The sequence below is a fragment of the Leclercia sp. 119287 genome (assembly GCF_009734485.1).
In the GTDB taxonomy this organism is placed as follows: Bacteria; Pseudomonadota; Gammaproteobacteria; order Enterobacterales; family Enterobacteriaceae; genus Enterobacter; species Enterobacter adecarboxylatus_C.
In genome coordinates this window covers 669,675-690,303 of sequence record NZ_CP046445.1, presented here as the reverse complement: position 1 = coordinate 690,303, position 20,629 = coordinate 669,675, and the positions used below count along the sequence as shown (strand labels likewise).

The window sequence follows — 20,629 nt, the reverse complement described above, 5'->3', positions numbered from 1 at the left end:
CGCTTACCGGGCCTACGGTTTTGTAGGCCGGGTAAGGCGCAGCCGCCACCCGGCAATGACATCAGAACATGGCCTTGCCATATTCCATGTCGGACGTACCAAAGTATTTCGCGATGGTCTGGCCGATGTCCGCGAAGGTTTCACGGTGGCCCAGCGAGCCTGGTTTCACTTTCGGACCGTACACCAGCACCGGAATGTGCTCACGGGTGTGGTCGGTACCGGTCCAGGTCGGATCGCAGCCGTGGTCCGCGGTCAGGATCAGAATGTCATCTTCCCCTACCAGCTCCATCAGCTCCGGCAGACGGCGGTCGAACAGCTCCAGACCCGCAGCATAGCCTGCAACGTCGCGACGGTGGCCCCAGGAGGAGTCGAAGTCCACGAAGTTGGTGAAGACGATAGTCTTGTCGCCCGCTTCCTTCATCTCTTTCACGGTAGCGTCGAACAGCGCGTCCAGACCGGTGGCTTTCACTTTTTTGGTGATACCGCAGTTGGCGTAGATATCCGCGATTTTACCCACGGAAACCACCTGACCCTCTTTCTCATCAACCAGTTTCTGCAGCACGGTCGGTGCGGGTGGCTCAACGGCCAGGTCGTGACGGTTGCCGGTACGCTGGAAGTTACCCGCTTTGTCGCCCACAAACGGACGCGCGATGACGCGACCAATGTTGTAGCCGCCTTCGGTCAGCTCTTCACGGGCGATTTCGCACAGCTCGTACAGGCGATCCAGGCCAAAGGTCTCTTCGTGACAGGCAATCTGGAATACCGAGTCCGCCGAGGTGTAGAAGATCGGTTTGCCGGTCTTCATGTGCTCTTCGCCGAGCTGATCCAGGATCACGGTACCGGAAGAGTGGCAGTTGCCGAGGTAGCCTGGCAGGTTGCCACGCTCAACCAGCTTATCCAGCAGCTCCTGCGGGAAGCTGTTTTCGTGGTCAGAGAAATAGCCCCAGTCGAACAGAACCGGTACACCGGCGATTTCCCAGTGCCCTGACGGGGTGTCTTTCCCGGAAGAGAGCTCGTGCGCCCAGGCGTATGCGCCCACCACTTCCGCGTTGCCATCCATACCCGCGGCAACCTTGCCGGTGGAGCCTTCGTGGGCTTTCACCAGGCCCAGACGGGTCAGGTTTGGCAGGTTCAGCGGGCCCTGACGGCCGTTGTTCGCTTCGCCTTTTGCACAGGCTTCTGCGATGTGACCCATGGTGTCTGCACCCGTGTCACCAAAGCGATCTGCGTCTTCTGTAGCGCCGATGCCGAATGAGTCCAGCACCATAATAAATGCACGTTTCATATGTTCTCCGTACTCAGTGCTTCATAAAAAAGCGATCAGATCAGTATACCGCTATTCGGTAATGCGACGATAGACGGTCGGTGTGCTTTCTGGCGCTTTATCTGCCAGGGTGATGGCCGCTTTCACGGCTTTCGCCGCATCCTGCCAGCTGTTTTCATCTTTCGCGTGGATCACCGCCAGCGGACGTTGACCGTCAACGCTGTCGCCCAGACGGGCCATCTCGGTGAAGCCAACGCTGTAATCAATGGTGTCGGAGGCCTGACGACGACCGCCGCCCATCGAAACGACCGCCATACCCAGCGCGCGGGTGTCCATCGCCGAGACAAAGCCTTCGGTGTCCGCGTACACCGCTTTGCTGAGCATCGCGGTCGGCAGGTATTTGGCGTAGTTTTCCACGAAGTTGGTTGGGCCTTTCTGCGCGGCGACCATCCGGCCAAAGATATCGGCCGCTTTGCCGTTATCCAGCACCGCCTGCAGTTTGGCGCGGGCTTCGGCGTCATCTTTCGCCAGGTTGCCTGAGATCAGCATCTCGACGCACAGCGCCATGGTCACGTCGAACAGACGCGGGTTACGGTATTCGCCGGTCAGGAACTGCACCGCTTCGCGCACTTCGACGGCGTTACCGGCGCTGGAGGCCAGAACCTGGTTCATGTCGGTGAGCAGCGCGGTGGTGCGCACGCCTGCACCGTTGGAGACGCCAACGATCGCTTCGGCCAGTGCGGCAGAGAGTTCATAGGTCGGCATAAAGGCGCCGCTGCCCACTTTCACGTCCATTACCAGCGCATCAAGCCCTTCAGCCAGCTTCTTAGCGAGGATAGAGGCGGTGATCAGCGGGATGGAGTCGACGGTCGCGGTAATGTCACGCGTGGCGTAAAAACGCTTATCCGCCGGGGCGAGGGAGCTGGTCTGGCCGATAATTGCCACACCAACGTCCTTAATAATTTCGCGGAAGCGATTGTCATCCGTGAAGATATCGAAGCCCGGAATGGCTTCCAGTTTGTCGAGCGTGCCGCCGGTATGGCCAAGGCCGCGCCCGGAGATCATCGGAATATAGCCGCCGCAGGCAGCGACCATTGGCCCCAGCATCAGCGAGGTGACATCCCCCACGCCGCCGGTGGAGTGTTTATCCACGATTGGGCCATTGAGGTTAAGGCTCTTCCAGTCCAGAACGGTTCCTGAATCCCGCATCGCCATGGTCAGCGACACGCGCTCCGGCATCGCCATATCGTGGAAGAAGATGGTCATCGCCAGGGCCGCAATCTGCCCTTCAGAGATGGTATTGTCGCGAATGCCGTTGATAAAGAAACGGATCTCTTCGTCGCTTAAAGCATGACCATCACGTTTTTTACGAATAATTTCTTGTGCGAGAAACACGGTAACCTCCCGAAAGTAGGCCGGGTGGGCGTCGCGCCACCCGGCAATTCAAATCTTAGTAGCTGCTTGCGCTCTTACCGTCGCCGTGACCCAGCGCTTTCAGCAGGCTGGCCAGCAGGCTGGAGGCACCAAAGCGGTAGTGACGGGAGTCAGCCCAGTCGGCACCGAACAGCTCGTCGGCAATCGCCAGGAACTGCTGCGCATCTTCAGCGGTACGCACGCCGCCCGCCGGTTTGAAACCTACGGTTTTTTCCACGCCCATATCGCGGATCACTTCCATCATGATGCGTGCGCTTTCCGGGGTGGCGTTGACCGGCACTTTACCGGTAGAGGTTTTGATAAAATCAGCACCCGCTTTGATGGAGATTTCAGACGCTTTACGAATCAGCGCTTCTTCTTTCAGCTCGCCGGTTTCGATGATCACTTTCAGCAGCACGTTTGCCGCAGCGCAAGCCTCTTTACAGGCTTTCACCAGATCGAAGCCTACCTGCTCGTTACCCGCGATCAGCGCGCGGTACGGGAAGACCACGTCCACTTCGTCAGCACCGTAAGCGATAGCGGCGCGGGTCTCTGCCAGCGCGATCTCGATATCGTCGTTACCGTGCGGGAAGTTGGTGACGGTCGCGATGCGCACGTCCGGCGTCCCCTGCTCTTTCAGGGTTTTACGCGCGATCGGAATGAAGCGCGGATAGATACAGACAGCGGCGGTGTTACCCACTGCGGTTTTCGCCTGATGACACAGGGCGATCACTTTCTCGTTGGTGTCGTCGTCATTCAGGGTGGTCAGATCCATCAGTTTCAGGGCGCGCAGGCTGCTTGCGGTTAAATCGGTCATAACATTCTCCCGGCGTATAGCCGTAAAATTTTACCTTGCGGGTCTGTGAGTATTCTAACATCCACCCGCATTCTCACTTCGACATTCATCACAGTTAATGAAATATGCGTACAAATTTGCATAACCATAATGAGATCAACTTCAAATAATTTCGCTACAACTGCTGATTAAAGCGTCAGGTACACGCGCAGGATCAAAGGCGGCCGACGGGACTCTTTCTACAATCCTTCCCCATCACTGCAGAAGAATAAGGAAGCGACCATGTCCCCATCCAGCACCGATGCCCTGCAACAACGTTGCCAGAAAATTGTGACAAGCCCGGTGTTAAGCCCCGAACAAAAACGCCACTTTCTGGCGCTTGAGGCGGAAAACAACCTGCCTTATCCGACGCTTCCCCCTGAAGCGCGTCAGGCGCTGGAGGCGGGATTTATCTGCGATATGTTTGAGGGCCACGCGCCGTACAAGCCGCGCTATGTGTTACCCGACTATGCGCTGTTCCTGAAACAGGGCTCGGAGTGGCTGGAGCTGGAAGGGGCGCAGGATCTGGACGATGCCCTGTCGCTATTAACCATCCTCTACCACCATGTTCCGTCCGTGACCGGCATGCCGGTATTCCTCGGCCATCTCGATTCGCTGTTGCAGCCGTATGTTAGAATTCTAACACAAGAAGAAATCGATATTCGAATAAAACGTTTCTGGCGCTATCTCGACCGCACCTTGCCGGATGCCTTCGTGCATGCCAATATTGGCCCGACCGACGGCCCGGTGACGCGCGCCATTTTGCGCGCCGATGCAGAGCTTAAGCAGGTTTCCCCCAATCTGACCTTTATTTATGACCCGGCGATCACCCCGGACGATCTGCTGCTGGAGGTAGCCAGCAACATCTGCGAATGCAGCAAGCCCCATATCGCCAACGGGCCGATAAATGATAAAATTTTCACAAAAAATGGCTTTGGCGTGGTCAGCTGTTACAACGCCCTGCCGCGGGCGGGCGGAGGCAGCACTCTGGTGCGCCTCAACCTGAAAGCCATTGCCGAACAGAGCGATGCCCTGGAGGATTTCTTCACCCGCACGCTACCGCACTACTGCCAGCAGCAGATCGCCATCATCGATGCCCGCTGTGACGTCCTGTACCAACAATCCGGCTTCTTTGAGAATAGCTTCCTGGTTAAGGAAGGGTTGATCGATCCCGACCGTTTCGTGCCGATGTTTGGCATGTATGGCCTGGCCGAGGCGGTGAACGTGCTGTGCGAAAAAGCCGGGATGAAGGGGCGCTACGGCAAGGACGACCGGGCCAACGCGCTGGGGTACCGCATCAGCGAGCAGCTGGCGGCCTTTGTGGAAAATACCCCGGTAAGACATGGCTGGAAGCAGCGCGCCCTGCTGCATGCCCAGTCGGGGATCAGCTCTGACGTCGGCACCACGCCGGGGGCGCGCCTACCCTATGGCGAGGAGCCCGACCCCATCAGCCATCTGCTGGCGGTGGCGCCGCACCACAGGCACTATCACGCCGGGATCAGCGACATCCTGACCCTGGACGAAACCATCAAGCGCAATCCGCAGGCGGTGGTGGAGCTCTGCCTGGGCGCCTTCCGCGCCGGGATGCGCGAGTTCAGCGCCAATATCTCGGGTAACGATCTGGTGCGCGTCACTGGCTATATGGTGCGTCTCTCCGATCTGGAGAAATACCGCGCCGAAGGTTCACGCACCAACACCACCTGGCTGGGTGAAGAGGCCGCCCGCAACACCCGTATCCTGGAGCGCCAGCCGCGCGTGATAAACTATGAACAACAGATGCGCTTTAGTCAGTAAGGTTATCCCGTTCTCCTGCGTCGACGGGCCCGGCAGTCGCCTGGCCCTGTTTCTGCAGGGCTGTAACCTGCGCTGCAAAACCTGCCACAATCCGTGGACGATAGGACGATGCAACGACTGCGCCGCCTGCGTACCGCACTGCCCGCATGACGCACTGAACATTCAGGCCGGTCGGGTCTGGTGGGATGATGCGCATTGCCAGCAGTGCGACACCTGCCTGCAGATGTGCCCGCAGCAGGCGACGCCCATGGCGCTGCGTTTAAGCGTGGAGGAGGTGATGGAGCAGGTCCGCAAGGTGTCGCCCTTTATCTCCGGCATCACCGTCAGCGGCGGGGAAGCCACCACCCAGCTGCCGTTTCTGGTGGCGCTGTTTACTGCCCTGAAAGCCGATCCGCAGCTACAGCATTTGTCCTGTCTGGTAGACAGCAACGGCCTGTTAAGCGAAACCGGCTGGCAAAAACTGCTCCCGGTATTTGACGGGGCGATGCTGGATCTCAAGGCCTGGGACAATGAACATCACCGCTATCTGACCGGGCGCGACAACACCGTCATCAAGCACAGCATCCGCTGGCTGGCCGCCCACAACCGGCTTAGCGAGCTGCGTCTACTGGCGATCCCGGAGAACAGCGATTATCTGACGCACCGCCGGGAACTGGTCGCTTTTATCCGCCGGTTAGGGGACGTGCCCGTCCGGATCAACGCCTTTCATGCGCACGGCGTCTATGGCGAAGCCCGGCACTGGCGGAGCGCCACGGCAGAGGATGTCGAACCGCTGGCCGGGGTGCTGGAGCGGGAGCGGATCAGGGTGATCCGCCCGGCGCTCTACTTATAACGGCAGATCGAACAGCGTGCGGGTGTTGTTCAACAACGCCTCCGCGATCTCATCCGCGGGCTCGTCACGCAGTTCGCACAAGGTGGCAAACACCCGCGCCGCCTGCTCAGGGCGGTTAGGCTGGCCCTGAAAACCGTTGAGGGGCATGTCGGGGGCATCCGTTTCAAGCAGCAGGGCGGAAAGCGGTAATTGCGCCATCACATCCCGGGTTTTACTGGCCCGGGGATAGGTGATGGTGCCGCCAACGCCAATTTTATACCCCATCTCCACGAAGCGCTGCGCCTGCTGCAGGCTGCCGGCAAAGCCGTGTACCACCCCGGTGCGCGGCAGATCCTGGCGCTTAAGGTGCATCGCCAGTTTGTCATGGGTGCGTCGGGAATGGAGGATCACCGGCAGATCGTAGCGTTTCGCCAGCTTCAGCTGCGCGTCGAGGATCGCCTCCTGACGTTCGAAGTGGGGATCCTCCCGATAAAGATCGAGGCCGATCTCCCCCACCGCCACCAGCCTCTCCGGTCGCGCCGCCAGTATCGCTTCCAGCTGGTCAAGATGCTCGTCGCGATGAGATTCGATCACAATCGGATGCAGGCCCAGCGCCATATAGAGCGCAGGAAAGCGCGCACCGAGACGCAGAACGCGATCGATGCTCGCCACATCAATGGCCGGCACCACAATCGCCGTTATCCCCGCGTCGGCGGCACGCTGAATGCTGGCGGGTTCATCGTCGGTAAAAGGAGGAAAATCAAAGTGGCAATGGGTATCGATAAAGCGGTAAGTCACGCCAGATCCTCGTTATCAAACAGGGTGTCATTGGCCTCAGGCGCAATCACCAGCGGCGTAGTGACCACGTCGTTGGCCACGCTCGCCGGGGGAACCACCACCGGGGCGGGAGTGATGAGCTGCTGATGGCGGCGCAGCGGCGGGCGTTCGGCCAGCAGCTTGCCCACCGTGGCCAGGAAATAGCGCCCGCACAGGCGCCCGGTTTTGTAGTCGTCCCGCAGGGCGGGTATGCGGCTGCCCAGCGCCATGCTGTTGAGCGGGCGCGGGGGATAAATTTCAAAGATCCTGAGCTTGCCCGGCGGCTTCTCTATAAAGCGCTGGATAGTGTGGTAGCTGGCCTCATGGTGTGCAACCAGGTTCAGCATCGGTTGCAGGCTGCTGTCGCCCAGCCAGCGCTCCATCCGCTTAAACCACTGCGGCGTATAGTACATTTGGGATGGCACGGTGCGGATCACCACGATGGTCTGGGCCCCGCGTCGGGCCGCCTCCTGCACCGGGATCGCGTCGCTCACCCCGCCGTCCAGATAGGCGATGCCGTCCAGCGCCGCGCCGGTGCGGTAGAAACCGGGGATGGCGCTGGAGGCGCGAAGGATGTCCAGCCAGTTCTCTTTTTGTGGGGAGAAATAGCTGGCCGAATAATCGTCGCCGCGACAGGCGCACATCCAGAGAGCTTTTCCGGTATCGAACAGGCGCGAGGCGGTGTCCATCGCCAGCGGCATTTGACTGGCGGTAGCATCCAGCAGCCAGTCGAGATCGATAAGATTCCCGCCGCGCACAAAGCGCAGCGGATCGAAGAAATCGCGGGAAGTGGTGTAGCGCATGATCACTTTGCGGGCGTAACCCGGCTGATTGCAGACGTAGGCCGAGAGATTCTGCGCCCCGGCGGAGGTGCCGAAATAGAGGTCGAATGGATTAAACTGCGCGCGCATAAATTCGTCCAGCACGCCAGCCGTGAAGATCCCTCGCTGTCCGCCGCCCTCACACACCAGGGCAATCTGGCCTGGTCGAAAAGGTTTAAGCGCCAGCGGCGCAATGTTGCCGAGCGTTACCGGAATTCGCTGCCCCACCTCTGCTTTCCTGTTTTTTTATTTGTTCTGTCCCTACACAGTAGCGTACACCCGGTGTTTTACTCAAATCGGATGCGGGCAAACGTCAGCCATAAAAAAAGGCTCATGCTGTGCATGAGCCTTTTTCGTCAACGTACCCATAACCTGAGCTATGGACGACGGCGTCCGGTGAACAGGCTAACCAGGAACAGGATAATACCGACGACGAAGACAATTTTCGCCGCGCCCGCCGCTGTACCTGCCAGACCACCAAAACCCAGAGCGGCGGCAATTAACGCGATAACCAGAAAAATAATGCCCCAACGAAACATAAGACTCTCCTTAACCATAGTTAATGTCGACCGCATGGTGAGCGCTCAGGTTGCTCACGGCGATATCTAAGGTGTAATTCTTATCTCGCCTTCTGGCCTCAGCCAGAAGGACGATTGTCGTGTTTTATTTAACTTTCAGATCGTTTTTAACGCTTTTCACGCCATCAATGGCTTTTGCGATGCTCTCGGCACGGTCACTTTGTGCCTTGGAATCCACCGTACCGCTCAGCTGAACCACACCGTCGGTGGTTTCAACCTTCACTTTACGTGATGGCACGATGTCATCAGCTAACAGTTTAGCTTTGATTTCGCTGGTGGTTGCAGTATCGCCGGCATAGCCTTTGGCGGACTGCTCTTTGCCGTCACGCACGTGCAGTTTGTCGCTGACGGAGGTCACACCCTCTACCTTTTTCGCCACGGCAACGGCTTTTTCAGCCTGCGCCTGGCTTTCGACAAAGCCACTCAGCGTGACCACGTTTTTCTCGGTTTCTACGGAAATATCGGTGCTCTTGATATCATCAGCGTCTACCAGTGCAGCTTTTACTTTTGCTGTGATAGAGCTGTCGTCCATGAAGTTACCGACTTTATTCATAGAGTTATCGATTTTTTCCCCTGCGGTGTTCGCTGCGGATTGCGCTTTATCCGTGGTCGTGGTTTCCGCCATTGCAGAACCGCATACCAGAGCGCTACCCATCATCACCGCCAGCAGAGTTTTCGAAATCGTCAGTTTTTTAGTATTCATCGATGTATTCCTGTGGTTTGCTCCGAATTCGAGCGTCAAACATCACGTGTAAGTAGTCTTTCATACTACCAATCAACACTCGGGCGAGATGAGAACCTTATCAACACGCATTGAGTGGAGCTTTCATCTGCGCCCGGTGTTAAACACTGAGTTAAATATAGATCACTCTCGGCGCGCTGCTTTCAGAATTGGCTAAAAAATGACCAACAAGTAACAAAAGATGATGAATTAAGAACATTCCGCAAGGGATTAAAAAGGCAGGGATTTAAGCAGAGCACGGCGGCTGCCGTGCTCTGAGAAGGGATTAGTGCTCGCGGGTTTTACGGAACTGAACGTCCGGGTAACGATCGTGTGCCAGGTTCAGGTTAACCATGGTTGGGGCGATATAGGTGAGGTTATCACCGCCATCCAGCGCCAGCTGGATCTCGTTCTTGCGCTTAAATTCTTCGAATTTCTTCACGTCAGAACACTCAACCCAGCGCGCCGTCGCCACGTTGACCGATTCGTAAATCGCTTCAACGTTGTATTCGCTCTTAAGGCGGGCTACGACCACGTCGAACTGCAGCACCCCAACGGCGCCGACAATCAGATCGTTATTGGAAATTGGACGGAACACCTGCACCGCACCCTCTTCCGACAGCTGAACCAGCCCTTTCAGCAGCTGTTTCTGCTTCAGCGGATCCCGCAGACGGATACGACGGAACAGTTCCGGCGCGAAGTTCGGAATACCGGTGAACTTCATCATCTCGCCCTGGGTGAAGGTGTCACCAATCTGGATGGTACCGTGGTTATGCAGACCAATGATGTCGCCCGGGTACGCCTCTTCTACGTGAGAACGGTCGCCGGCCATAAAGGTCAGCGCATCGGAGATCACCACGTCTTTACCGGTACGCACCTGGCGCAGCTTCATGCCCTTTTCGTACTTACCGGACACCACGCGCATAAAGGCCACGCGGTCACGGTGTTTCGGGTCCATGTTGGCCTGGATCTTAAACACGAAGCCGGTGAACTTCTCTTCGCTGGCGACCACTTCACGGGTGTCGGTGTTACGCGGCATCGGCTGCGGCGCCCACTCCACCAGACCGTCCAGCATATGGTCGACGCCGAAGTTACCCAGCGCGGTACCGAAGAAGACCGGGGTGATTTCACCCGCGAGGAACAGATCCTGGTCAAACTCGTGAGATGCGCCTTTTACCAGCTCCAGCTCGTCACGCAGCTGCTCTGCCAGCTCATCGCCGACCGCCGCGTTCAGCTCCGGGTTATCCAGCCCTTTAACGACGCGTACTTCCTGGATGGTGTGACCTTTACCGGTCTGATACAGGTAGGTTTCGTCTTTATAGAGGTGGTAGACGCCTTTAAACAGCTTGCCGCAGCCGATTGGCCAGGTGATCGGGGCACAGGCGATCTTCAGCTCGCGCTCCACTTCGTCCATCACCTCCATCGGATCGCGGATGTCGCGGTCGAGTTTGTTCATAAAGGTGAGGATCGGCGTATCGCGCAGACGGGTCACTTCCATCAGCTTGCGGGTACGATCTTCAACGCCTTTTGCGGCATCGATAACCATCAGACAGCAGTCCACCGCCGTCAGGGTACGGTAGGTATCTTCGGAGAAGTCTTCGTGCCCCGGGGTATCGAGCAGGTTCACCAGGCAGTCGTGATACGGGAACTGCATCACGGAGGTGGTGATCGAGATACCACGCTGCTTTTCCATCTCCATCCAGTCAGATTTTGCATGCTGGCTGGAGCCACGGCCTTTTACCGTACCGGCGGTCTGGATCGCCTGTCCGAACAGCAGCACCTTTTCGGTGATGGTGGTTTTACCGGCATCCGGGTGAGAGATAATGGCAAAAGTACGGCGCTTCGCCACCTCTTGCAGATAAGGAGACAACGTCATAATAGAATCTTCTATAAAAAGCGCGGCAGCAGGCCACGCATCATGAATACGAAAATGCGGCTATTTTACCCATCAATGGGGGGCAGGCAATCAATGTTTACACAGGAGTTGCTCCAGTTCGCTCAGGGAGGCCACGGTCCAGGTCGGTTTGATTCCCTCCGGCAGGGGGCGGTTGTGCGCATTCAGCCAGCAGGTAGACAGCCCGGCATTCATCCCGCCAAGGATATCGGACTCTGCCGTATCGCCCACCATCAGGACTTTTGATCGGTCAGGATTGCCCGCCTGGGCCAGCGCATAATCAAAGATTTTCGCTGCCGGTTTGGCCACGCCAACCTGTTCGGAGATCACTAATAAATCAAAATAGTCACGAAAACCGGTGCGTTCCAGGCGGATCTGCTGCAGCGCGGTAAAGCCGTTGGTGATGATCCCGAGCTTCGCCTTTCCTTTAAGGGAGGCAAGCAGCGACGCGGCGCCAGGCAGCGGGGCGCAGATTTCTGCCATCGCGTTAAGGAAGGCATGGTTCAAATCGCCAGGCGGAACGTTCAGGCGCTCGGACCAGCCCTGAAAACGTTGATGCTGTAGCTGTAACGCGGTGATCGCCCCGTTCTGGTAATCCACCCACAGCGGTTTGTTCACCATCTGGTAATCCTGGAAATCTTCAGCGGTAAAGGTCACGCTGTAGTCGAGAAACATCCGCTGTAAGCCGCCAAACGCATCGAAGGTAAACAGCGTTTCGTCAGCATCAAAGAAAATCCAGTCCCAGTTCATCGTTACAACCTTTTCAGTTATCCAAGCGGCAGAGCCATGATGATGGCGTCTTCACGTCCTTCTGCGGTGGGGTAATAGTTACGGCGGATCGTCGCCTCATTGAAGCCCAGGCTTTCATAGAGTGCGATGGCGGCGGCGTTCGAGGCCCGTACTTCCAGCCACAGCGTGAAAACGTCTCGTGCTTCCAGCTCGCGAATTAAATGTTCCAGCAGCTCTCTGCCCAGCCCACGGCGCTGAAAGGCAGGATCCACGGCGATGTTAAACAGCGTCGCCTCATCCAGAACGACCTGCGTAATGGCGAAAGCCGCCAGGGTATTATCGACATCCAGCCGATAGTTGAGGTAGCGCTCGCCCTGGTTGCTGGCAAACGTTTTTTCACTCCACGGAAAGGCGTGGGCGCGTTTTTCGATGTCAAAAGCCTGCGCTAAATCAGTCGTCGTGAGGGAAGAAATTGTGTTCATGTTCGCAGATTTGTTGCCACAGCGCGCGACGTGCCGCCGGGTTAGCGTTAAGTTCGTCCAGTACCGGGGTGGCCAGGTTGCCGCCCTCCAGCGTTATCTCTTCCATCACGCCCAGCTGCCAGCTGTTACAGCGCCCTTCGGGCGGCAGCATGGCTACGCGCTCGGGCGTCAGCTGCAGCACCTGATCGGCACTCAGCTTAAGTGCGCGCAGCACGTCGGCAATCAGCGGCTCGCTCAGCGCGGGCAGGCTCTGCGCCACCATCACCAGACGAACGTGCGCCGGAAGCGAGATGGCGATTTCGCCCTGCAAGGCCGCCGGGCGGCGCAACGCCCACTGGGTGATGCCCAGTTGCTGTAATTGCCTGTCTCGTCGGGATGCCATTGCGAAAACTCCTGTCTGTCAGGCGCGCAAATATAGCAAATGTGTCGAATCTGCGCCATCTACCTACTATAATCCCCGCCTGAGTTTATTGAGGAACAATTCATGTCTGCATTTACCCCGGCAAGTGAAGTCTTGCTGCGTCACAGTGATGATTTCGAACAAAGCCGTATTCTGTTTGCCGGAGATATGCAGGATGACCTGCCTGCCCGTTTCGAGTGCGCCGAAAGCCGCGCGCACACCCAGCAGTATCACCACTGGCAGGTGCTGAGCCGCCAGATGGGCGAGCGCGTCCGTTATAGCCTGGTAGCGGAACAGAGCGACGTGGCGGACTGCGATACGCTGATCTACTACTGGCCGAAGAACAAGCCTGAAGCCCAGTTCCAGCTGATGAACCTGCTCTCCCTGCTGCCGGTGGGCTGCGACATCTTCGTAATCGGTGAAAACCGCAGCGGCGTGCGCAGCGCCGAGCAGATGCTGGCGGAGTACGCCACGCTGAACAAAGTCGACAGCGCCCGTCGCTGTGGCCTGTACCATGGCCGGCTGGACAAAAAACCGACCTTCGACGCGGAAAAATACTGGGGCGAGTACCAGCTGGATGGCCTGACCATCAAAACGCTGCCGGGCGTCTTCAGCCGTGACGGTCTGGACGTCGGCAGCCAGCTGCTGCTTTCCACCTTCACGCCGCATACCAAAGGTAAAGTGCTGGATGTCGGCTGTGGCGCGGGCGTGCTCTCGGCCGTACTCGCCAGCCACTCACCGAAAGTGCGTTTAACCCTCACCGATGTCGGCGCGTCCGCCATTGAAGCCAGCCGCGCGACGCTTGCCGCAAACGGCATTGAAGGCGAAGTATTTGCCTCCAACGTGCTCTCCGACGTGACCGGCCGTTTCGATATGATCATCTCCAACCCGCCGTTCCATGACGGGATGGAAACCAGCCTCGAAGCGGCACAAACGCTGATCCGCACCGCAGTGCGCCATCTGAACAGCGGCGGCGAGCTGCGTATCGTGGCGAACGCCTTCCTGCCGTATCCGAAAGTGCTGGATGAAGTCTTCGGCTTCCACGAAGTGCTGGCCCAGACCGGCCGCTTTAAGATCTACCGCGCGATCATGACCCGTCAGGCGAAGAAATAACGTCTCCCTCCGGCCTGATCTGCCCGATCAGGCCATTTTTGCAACAAAAAAAACATCCAGCACAATTATCAGTTGACGAACAGCTGAAAACATCTAGAATGCGCCTCCGTGGTTGCGATACTTTTTTGTATCGTTGGTATGCGAAGGTGGCGGAATTGGTAGACGCGCTAGCTTCAGGTGTTAGTGTCCTTTGGATGTGGGGGTTCGAGTCCCCCCCCTCGCACCAACAACCATGATTGATATTGCTCGCACTGGGCGAAGGTGGCGGAATTGGTAGACGCGCTAGCTTCAGGTGTTAGTGTCCTTAGGATGTGGGGGTTCGAGTCCCCCCCCTCGCACCAACGAGGCGATATCAACAAAATAAGATGACTGTGCGAAGGTGGCGGAATTGGTAGACGCGCTAGCTTCAGGTGTTAGTGTCCTTAGGATGTGGGGGTTCGAGTCCCCCCCCTCGCACCAATTATCTTATCTCTCCTGACGTTCTCTCTTGTTATCCCTTCAGTTCAGATTCATCGCCAGAACCCACATTCCCGCAATAAGCGCTACACATGATGGCAGCAGCACAAAGTGCCGCAGTTGTTTATGCCAGATCATGGCGGATGACATCAGCAATCCCGACACGATAATCAGTTTCCAGACCGCCAGCGACAGATCGGTAAAGGCCAGCCCGGCAATCATCGCCCCCGGCAGTATCACTCCCCATCCACTCCCTAACGCTCTGCTCAACATGATCCATCTCTCACTTCGATAATGATAACCAATATCATATGATATAATTTCTCATTTGTCAGTGCGGGACGTAATTGTGTAAAAAATCTTGCGCACGGTTTTATCTATAGTTAGGATTGGCAATCATTATCATTTAGATTTTTATCCAGCCCAATTATGGCCATACGCTCTGCACACGTCATTGAGAATGTTATCTGGCAAACCCGCCTTCCGACCGGGCCTTCAGGGCTTGCGGATGCGGTGCGTGACGCCATTGCCGAGACGCGTGCGCATATGCTGGATGTCATCAAGCTGGATGAGCCCCCTCCGCATCACGCCCTGACGCTGGCGCAGTGGCAACGCCCTGCTGAACTGCAGTCGTTGCTGGCGACTTACTCCGATCATATCTACCGCAATCAACCGACGCTGGCGCGCGAGAATAAGCCGCTGCTGTCGCTGTGGGCGCAATGGTATATCGGGCTGATGGTGCCGCCGATGATGCTGGCCCTGCTTACCCAGGATGTGGCGCTGGATCTCTCCCCTGAACATTTCCACGTTGAGTTTCACGAAACCGGGCGCGCCGCCTGCTTCTGGATCGACGTCCAGGAAGACAGCCACACAACCTCGCTTTCTGCGCAGCAAAGAATAGAAGTGCTGATTACCCGGGCACTGATCCCGGTGGTTGAGGCGCTGGAAGAGACGGGTGAGATCAACGGCAAACTTATCTGGAGCAATACCGGGTATTTAATTCACTGGTATCTGAACGAAATGAAAACCCTGCTGGGTGATGAGAAGGTCGACGCGCTGCGCCAGGCCATTTTCTTCGCTCGTCAGCTGTCGGATGGACGTGATAACCCGCTTTACCGCACTGTGGTTCCGCGCGACGGGCTGCTGGTGCGCCGCACATGCTGTCAGCGCTATCGCCTGCCGGATGTTCAGCAATGCGGCGACTGCACGCTTAAATAGTTCCGTGCGGGCTTGAGGGCACACACTAAAACGGCAACCTGGGTTGCCGTTTCGCTTTTATTACGCCACCTGCTGACTTTCCTCTTCGGCACGCTGGGCCTCTTCAGCCTCCTGCGCCAGCAGCTGCTTCTCGTACACTTTAAAGAACGGGTAGTAGATGATGGCGGAGACCAGGGCTAACAGTACCACCAGTACCGCCGCGCGGAAATCCCAGCCCAACGCCCATGCCGCACCCACCGGTGCAGGCGCCGTCCACGGCACCACGGAGATCACGCGGCCAATCAGATCCAGCTTCATCGCGGCCCACGCCAGCACCGCATTCACCATCGGAGCCAGCAGGAACGGAATGAAGAACACCGGATTCATCACGATCGGCGTACCAAAAATCACCGGCTCGTTAATGTTGAAAATACTCGGCACCACGCTCAGACGGCCAATCGAACGCAGGTGCGCCGAGCGGCTGCGCAGGTAGCAGAACACCAGCCCCATTGTTGCTCCGGAGCCGCCAATCACAATGAAGAAGGTCCAGAACGCCTCCATAAAGATGTGCGGCAGCGGCGCGCTCTGCGCCAGCGCGGTCTGGTTCATCCCGAGGTTAGTCAGCCAGAACATCTGCAGCATCCCGGAGACAATCGCCGCCCCGTGAATGCCTGCAAACCACAGCAGATGACCAATCAGCACCGCCAGCAGGATCGCCGGCAGGGAGTCCGCTGCGGAGACCAGCGGCTTAAAGATGGCCATAATCGCCTGCGGGATCAGCATGCCAAACTCAGACTGGATAAAGAGGCTTAGCGGATAAAGGGTTAACACCACTACCAGCACCGGAATCAGCAGATCGAAGGAGTTTTTGATCATCGGCGGCACCTGATCGGGCAGGCGGATACCGATATTGTGCGCCTTCAGAAAACGCATCATCTCCACACAGTAGATCGCCACCAGAATGGCGGTGAAGATCCCCGTCCCACCGAGGCTGTCTACCGGCAATGCACCTTTGGTTTTTGGCGCAGCAATCAGCAGGAAGGCCATCAGCGACAGCATGGCGCACATGAAGGGATCGAGCTGGTGCGACTTAACGTAGTGTTTGCCGAGGTTGTAGGCGATAGCAGCACATATATAGAGTGACATCACCCCCATCGTCATATCGAAGGGGGTCAGGATCTGGCCTTCAAACTGTTTCGCCATATCCAGCCAGGCGCGGGCAAAGCCCCAGGTGGTGTCCGGTGAAAATGGCGGGTAGGCAAAAACTAATAAGAACGAGCCGACGATCATAAACGGCATGGCGGAGATAAAACCGTCGCGGATCGCCATCACGTGACGCTGGGAAGAGATGCGTCCGGCAATGGGGCTGACATAGTTTTCAACAAAGCGGAATATCAGGTTAAACGCAGCATGGTTGGCAGACATAACGGCTCTCCTGTCAGACGATCGTTTCGGGCGCGATTACGCCGCACGGTGTTCCATATACCACTTTCACCACCTTGCTGGTTCGTATACCAGCGGTACTGCTCAAACGGATAGGTTTCATAATCGACTCTTATTATTGGATACAGGGGAAATGACGTAATCAGTATTAATCTCTGCTTCACGGTCTGCAACCGGTTACTGTAACCGGTTTCCGTGAATGTGAAGAGGATCCAGAAATCGCTGATGTTGGAGTTTTGTTACTTAGGGAATATTTACAGAGCATAATTTCTTATGACAGATTACGCAGAGTATTTTTCTGGAGGAAACAATGAGTTTGCAGTCTGTGCGCCAGTTTTTTGCTGACCATGCCCCTGACGTTGAAGTCATCGAGCTGGGTCAAAGTACCGCTACCGTTGCGCTGGCTGCCGAGGCGCATAATGTCGCGCCGGGTCAGATAGCGAAAACGCTGTCGCTGAAAATTAAAGATGAGGTGATTCTGGTTGTTGCCAAAGGTGACGCGCGCCTGGATAACAAAAAGCTGAAGCAGACGTTTGGGGCGAAAGCCCGCATGCTGAGCAGCGATGAAGTGGTGACGATTACCGGACATCCCGTTGGCGGCGTATGCCCTTTCGGGCTGGAAAATCCGCTGGCGATCTACTGCGATGTTTCGCTCAGGGAGTATGCCGAAGTCCTGCCCGCCGCAGGTGCCATTCACAGCGCGGTGCGCATCTCCCCACAGAGAATGGCCGAGCTCACTAAAGCAACCTGGGTGGACGTCTGTCAGTAAAATCCGAGCCAGATCCAGGTCTGGCGCGGGCGGGAGATCCTGGATCAGGACTGAAGTGCAGAGAGGAAGCGTGGTGTCCGGTGATCCGGTACCGGGAAATGCGTCAGAATATCGGCCGCATCCAGTAACCCCACGTCGGAGTGCACGCCAAGTTTCATCATGGCATTAAATTTATGCGCACGAATAGTTTTGATGTTGCGTTCCAGTCGGGTGGCAATTTCCTGGATGGAAAAGCCACACGACATAAATTGCAAAATGGCGCGTTCGGTCGGGCTTAATAACCGTCCGCGATGAATGTTCCAGTGATTGCTTATGCTGTCATTCACCCGTCGGGTCTCATTCAACAATTTACCCAGCTGCTCCTGTAGAGCGGCCAGCGGATCGGATTTGAGAACGATTCCGTGCAGACGTGAAGGGGAAAGCTGATTCATCAGGCTCGCTTCTCGCGCGTCTGAGGCCAGTACAATTCGCTGAATCATACCGTGGGTGGCAGCCACTTCCTTGAGACACACCAGACAGTTGCGCCGCTCTTCTCGCTCATCAGAGAGTGAATAAATCAGCGATGAATACGGGACAAAATTAAGTGTGGACTGAAAACTGGCGATGTTACTAAACAGATGTATTTCGTAGCCATTAAGTGATGGGTTGGCAAAAAGATGCTTCAACCCCATAGCACTCATCATGCACTTTTCGACGATAGCGATATGTCTTTTTGTAGCGCTCTTTTCCATTCGTCTTGCTCTCCATAGGCTGAGAATAAACTCAGCTCTTTCATTCCCTTGGTGCTATTAATCCACGCATACATTTCGGCATTACTGGTTAAGGAGAGTCGTCTCATCGCGCTATTTTTTTGCGCACTCACTGTTTTATTACTTTTTTTCAGTAATGCAGCGATCTGATTAATCCCCCATCCTTTGCCAAGCAGGCGCAGTACTTTTCGTTCCGAAAAGGTCAACATGACATCATCCTGATTGTCATTAAACTCTTCCGGCTCGGGTTTTAATAATGTCTGGCTAATACGCTCCGCGTGCTCGCTCCCGGATCGAATGGCTTTCACTAAACTTTCAATGGGCTCTATATCGGAAAGTAAGGAACTTTCCGGGCGCATTAAGAGTTCGACGGCGAGGGGATAAATGGCGCGCGGAACCAGATAAATCCAGTGAATATCCCGATACTGGTTCTGTAATGTGTAATATTGATCGCAGTGGCTACGCGGATTACGCTGGTCGCCTGAGATATCCACGATGACCACGATGGCGCGGCGTAACTGAAGAAGCGTCAGCTCTTCCTGAGACCGGCAAAATGCGCGCTCATAATCCGGAAAATAGCGTGACATAATGCTGCCGAGACCGGTTTGCATTATGGGTGATTTACTGATTATTATTAGGCTCTTACAACTTATTGACGGCATTTTCGCTCCGAATCCATTCATACGGCCATTCCACGTCATTCATCCAATTGAAATACCTGTTTGTTTAACAGGGCGACGTAAAAATGTAATGTTTTCCTTTTTCATTAACTGAGCGAAATGAGAGTGCGATAAGAACCAGCATCACAAATTTATACACCGCCAAAAACGGCATTAATATTGCAAAATTAGCATTAAATGTTAACCCCTACCCCGTGATATTTTCAAAAACAGCAAATTAGATATTCTAAATATAAAATAAATAAATATATTAATATAAAAAGCATAGAGATTAATAATTATTGAGGCTGTTTTTCACTAATACAGCGAGCACGAATCTGCTTAAACCTTGATCTGACCCAGAGCAAGCGACACCGGGTTGTGTGCTAAAAGTAGACATCAGGATCATCCAATCGTCACTCTCTCCTCAGGGCAACAGATGCAGGCAGATCAATCATCACAACGCGCCGCCACGCGACTGTGTATTCAGTGCGGCCTTTTTTTATTGCAGCACGGCGCAGAAAGCGCCCTGGTCGAGGAGCTCTCCACCCGTCTGGGGCTGGCGCTGGGCATGGACAGCGTGGAGAGTTCAATCTCATCCAATGCCATCGTGCTGACCACCATTAAAGCGGGCCAGTGTCTGACCTCAACGCGCAAAAACCACGATCGCGGGATCAACATGCACGTGGTGACCGAAGTGCAGCACATCGTCATTATGGCGGAACATAAGCTGCTGGATGCGCAGGGGATCGAAAAACGCTTCAGCCAAATCAAGCCGCTACGCTATCCGCGCTGGCTGGTCGTGCTGATGGTCGGTCTCTCCTGCGCCTGCTTCTGCAAACTCAATAATGGCGGCTGGGACGGCGCCTTTATTACCTTTATCGCCAGCTTCCTCGCCATGTATGTACGCCAGCTACTGACGCACCGGCATTTGCACCCGCAAATTAATTTCTGCATTACCGCCTTTGTCGCGACAACGGTTTCCGGTTTGTTGCTGCGGATACCCGCCTTCACCAGCACGCCGACCATCGCCATGGCCGCCAGCGTGCTGCTGCTGGTGCCGGGATTTCCGCTGATTAATGCCGTGGCCGATATGTTTAAAGGGCACATCAATACTGGCCTGGCGCGCTGGGCGATTGCCAGTTTACTGACGCTCGCCACCTGTATCGGGGTGGTGATGGCCATGACCTTATGGGGGCTCCGCGGATGGGCGTGATCGATTTTCTGTGGGCGCTGGCCCAGGACATGATGCTGTCGGCCATCCCGGCAGTGGGGTTTGCCATGGTGTTTAACGTCCCCCGCCGCGCGCTGCCGTGGTGTGCACTGTTGGGGGCGATAGGGCATGGCTCGCGCATGGCGATGATGACCGCCGGGCTGAATATCGAATGGTCGACCTTTATGGCCTCAATGCTGGTCGGCAGCATCGGGATCCAGTGGTCGCGCTGGTATCTGGCCCACCCCAAGGTCTTTACCGTCGCCGCGGTCATTCCGATGTTTCCGGGCATTTCGGCCTATACCGCGATGATTTCGGCGGTAAAAATCAGCCATTTTGGCTACAGCGAAGCGCAGATGATCATGCTGTTAACCAACTTCCTGAAAGCCTCGTCGATTGTCGGCGCGCTCTCCATCGGGCTGTCGATCCCCGGGCTCTGGCTCTACCGCAAGCGCCCCCGGGTCTGAGAGTT

Annotated in this window: 22 protein-coding genes and 3 tRNA genes; 10 read left to right on the top strand and 15 right to left on the bottom strand. The window is 56.2% G+C overall.

The genetic code is table 11. The annotated features are described in order from the left end of the window. Positions 1-61: 61 nt before the first annotated feature. Genes deoB through deoC form a run of 3 tightly spaced genes read right to left on the bottom strand, consistent with a single transcriptional unit; the run spans position 62 to position 3,494 of the window. Positions 62-1,285, bottom strand: coding sequence for a phosphopentomutase (gene deoB / locus GNG27_RS03345; RefSeq protein ID WP_142488155.1), 1,224 nt, complete (start codon positions 1,283-1,285; stop codon positions 62-64). A gap of 51 nt (positions 1,286-1,336) precedes the next feature. Then, positions 1,337-2,659 (bottom strand): thymidine phosphorylase, encoded by a 1,323-nt coding sequence (gene deoA, locus GNG27_RS03340; RefSeq protein ID WP_156262872.1) that lies wholly within the window; start codon positions 2,657-2,659, stop codon positions 1,337-1,339. 55 nt (positions 2,660-2,714) lie between these two features. Further along, complete coding sequence (gene deoC / locus GNG27_RS03335) at positions 2,715-3,494, bottom strand: deoxyribose-phosphate aldolase (protein WP_197090557.1); 780 nt, start codon at positions 3,492-3,494, stop codon at positions 2,715-2,717. A 261-nt stretch (positions 3,495-3,755) separates the two neighbouring features. Here deoC and GNG27_RS03330 point away from each other — a divergent pair, with 261 nt between their 5' ends. Beyond that, positions 3,756-5,306, top strand: a complete 1,551-nt coding sequence (locus GNG27_RS03330; RefSeq protein WP_156262871.1) for a YjjI family glycine radical enzyme — start codon at positions 3,756-3,758, stop codon at positions 5,304-5,306. Beyond that, positions 5,278-6,138 carry a YjjW family glycine radical enzyme activase gene (locus tag GNG27_RS03325; protein WP_156262870.1) on the top strand — a complete coding sequence of 287 codons (861 nt, stop codon included), beginning with the start codon at positions 5,278-5,280 and terminating at the stop codon, positions 6,136-6,138. Before GNG27_RS03330 ends, GNG27_RS03325 begins: the two co-directional genes overlap by 29 nt. Here GNG27_RS03325 and GNG27_RS03320 read toward each other — a convergent pair. The 8 genes from GNG27_RS03320 to GNG27_RS03285 all read right to left on the bottom strand — a co-directional run bounded on the left by GNG27_RS03320 (position 6,133) and on the right by GNG27_RS03285 (position 12,540). After that, positions 6,133-6,915, bottom strand: coding sequence for a metal-dependent hydrolase (locus GNG27_RS03320; RefSeq protein WP_156262869.1), 783 nt, complete (start codon positions 6,913-6,915; stop codon positions 6,133-6,135). The two genes, GNG27_RS03325 and GNG27_RS03320, sit on opposite strands and share 6 nt — an antisense overlap. Further along, positions 6,912-7,982 (bottom strand): patatin family protein, encoded by a 1,071-nt coding sequence (locus GNG27_RS03315; protein WP_142488149.1) that lies wholly within the window; start codon positions 7,980-7,982, stop codon positions 6,912-6,914. Before GNG27_RS03315 ends, GNG27_RS03320 begins: the two co-directional genes overlap by 4 nt. Before the next feature lie 149 nt (positions 7,983-8,131). Beyond that, on the bottom strand, positions 8,132-8,293 hold the full coding sequence (locus GNG27_RS03310; protein ID WP_002887716.1) for a DUF1328 domain-containing protein: 162 nt from the start codon (positions 8,291-8,293) through the stop codon (positions 8,132-8,134). Between the two features lie 124 nt (positions 8,294-8,417). Then, complete coding sequence (gene osmY, locus GNG27_RS03305) at positions 8,418-9,035, bottom strand: molecular chaperone OsmY (RefSeq protein ID WP_142488148.1); 618 nt, start codon at positions 9,033-9,035, stop codon at positions 8,418-8,420. Between the two features lie 304 nt (positions 9,036-9,339). Continuing rightward, complete coding sequence (gene prfC, locus GNG27_RS03300; RefSeq protein ID WP_142488147.1) at positions 9,340-10,929, bottom strand: peptide chain release factor 3; 1,590 nt, start codon at positions 10,927-10,929, stop codon at positions 9,340-9,342. A gap of 90 nt (positions 10,930-11,019) precedes the next feature. Then, the gene (gene yjjG, locus GNG27_RS03295; protein ID WP_156262868.1) at positions 11,020-11,697 is read right to left on the bottom strand and encodes a pyrimidine 5'-nucleotidase; all 678 of its coding nucleotides are present in this window, start codon (positions 11,695-11,697) and stop codon (positions 11,020-11,022) included. Positions 11,698-11,714: 17 nt separating this feature from the next. Continuing rightward, positions 11,715-12,158, bottom strand: a complete 444-nt coding sequence (gene rimI / locus GNG27_RS03290; protein ID WP_156262867.1) for a ribosomal protein S18-alanine N-acetyltransferase — start codon at positions 12,156-12,158, stop codon at positions 11,715-11,717. Continuing rightward, positions 12,127-12,540, bottom strand: coding sequence for a DNA polymerase III subunit psi (locus GNG27_RS03285; protein WP_142488144.1), 414 nt, complete (start codon positions 12,538-12,540; stop codon positions 12,127-12,129). The genes rimI and GNG27_RS03285 overlap by 32 nt, the downstream gene beginning before the upstream one ends. Before the next feature lie 102 nt (positions 12,541-12,642). Here GNG27_RS03285 and rsmC point away from each other — a divergent pair, with 102 nt between their 5' ends. From rsmC to GNG27_RS03265, 4 genes are all read left to right on the top strand, one after another. Beyond that, the gene (rsmC, locus tag GNG27_RS03280; protein WP_142488143.1) at positions 12,643-13,671 is read left to right on the top strand and encodes a 16S rRNA (guanine(1207)-N(2))-methyltransferase RsmC; all 1,029 of its coding nucleotides are present in this window, start codon (positions 12,643-12,645) and stop codon (positions 13,669-13,671) included. A 140-nt stretch (positions 13,672-13,811) separates the two neighbouring features. Then, positions 13,812-13,897, top strand: a tRNA-Leu gene (locus GNG27_RS03275). A gap of 29 nt (positions 13,898-13,926) precedes the next feature. Next, a tRNA-Leu gene (locus GNG27_RS03270) sits at positions 13,927-14,012 on the top strand. A 32-nt stretch (positions 14,013-14,044) separates the two neighbouring features. Beyond that, a tRNA-Leu gene (locus GNG27_RS03265) sits at positions 14,045-14,130 on the top strand. Between the two features lie 39 nt (positions 14,131-14,169). Here GNG27_RS03265 and GNG27_RS03260 read toward each other — a convergent pair. Continuing rightward, positions 14,170-14,400: a DUF1435 domain-containing protein gene (locus tag GNG27_RS03260; RefSeq protein ID WP_156262866.1), complete on the bottom strand. Its 231-nt coding sequence runs from the start codon at positions 14,398-14,400 to the stop codon at positions 14,170-14,172. A 156-nt stretch (positions 14,401-14,556) separates the two neighbouring features. Here GNG27_RS03260 and fhuF point away from each other — a divergent pair, with 156 nt between their 5' ends. Next, complete coding sequence (fhuF, locus tag GNG27_RS03255; protein WP_142488141.1) at positions 14,557-15,345, top strand: siderophore-iron reductase FhuF; 789 nt, start codon at positions 14,557-14,559, stop codon at positions 15,343-15,345. 60 nt (positions 15,346-15,405) lie between these two features. Here the strand turns inward: fhuF and GNG27_RS03250 are convergent, their stop codons facing one another. Then, complete coding sequence (locus GNG27_RS03250) at positions 15,406-16,749, bottom strand: PTS sugar transporter subunit IIC (RefSeq protein WP_142488140.1); 1,344 nt, start codon at positions 16,747-16,749, stop codon at positions 15,406-15,408. Between the two features lie 328 nt (positions 16,750-17,077). On the opposite strand from GNG27_RS03250, the gene GNG27_RS03245 reads away from it, so the two are divergent. Further along, positions 17,078-17,536, top strand: coding sequence for a YbaK/EbsC family protein (locus tag GNG27_RS03245; RefSeq protein ID WP_142488139.1), 459 nt, complete (start codon positions 17,078-17,080; stop codon positions 17,534-17,536). 44 nt (positions 17,537-17,580) lie between these two features. Here GNG27_RS03245 and bglJ read toward each other — a convergent pair whose 3' ends face one another. Both bglJ and GNG27_RS03235 read right to left on the bottom strand, forming a co-directional pair. After that, positions 17,581-18,216, bottom strand: coding sequence for a DNA-binding transcriptional activator BglJ (bglJ, locus tag GNG27_RS03240; protein ID WP_142490054.1), 636 nt, complete (start codon positions 18,214-18,216; stop codon positions 17,581-17,583). Further along, complete coding sequence (locus tag GNG27_RS03235; RefSeq protein ID WP_156265031.1) at positions 18,216-18,947, bottom strand: response regulator transcription factor; 732 nt, start codon at positions 18,945-18,947, stop codon at positions 18,216-18,218. Before GNG27_RS03235 ends, bglJ begins: the two co-directional genes overlap by 1 nt. 436 nt (positions 18,948-19,383) lie before the next feature. Here GNG27_RS03235 and GNG27_RS03230 point away from each other — a divergent pair, with 436 nt between their 5' ends. Together GNG27_RS03230 and GNG27_RS03225 are read left to right on the top strand one after the other, a co-directional pair. Beyond that, entirely contained in the window at positions 19,384-20,160 is a 777-nt protein-coding gene (locus GNG27_RS03230; protein WP_142488138.1) for a threonine/serine exporter ThrE family protein, read from the top strand. Further along, complete coding sequence (locus GNG27_RS03225) at positions 20,151-20,624, top strand: threonine/serine exporter (RefSeq protein ID WP_156262865.1); 474 nt, start codon at positions 20,151-20,153, stop codon at positions 20,622-20,624. The genes GNG27_RS03230 and GNG27_RS03225 overlap by 10 nt, the downstream gene beginning before the upstream one ends. Positions 20,625-20,629: the final 5 nt, after the last annotated feature.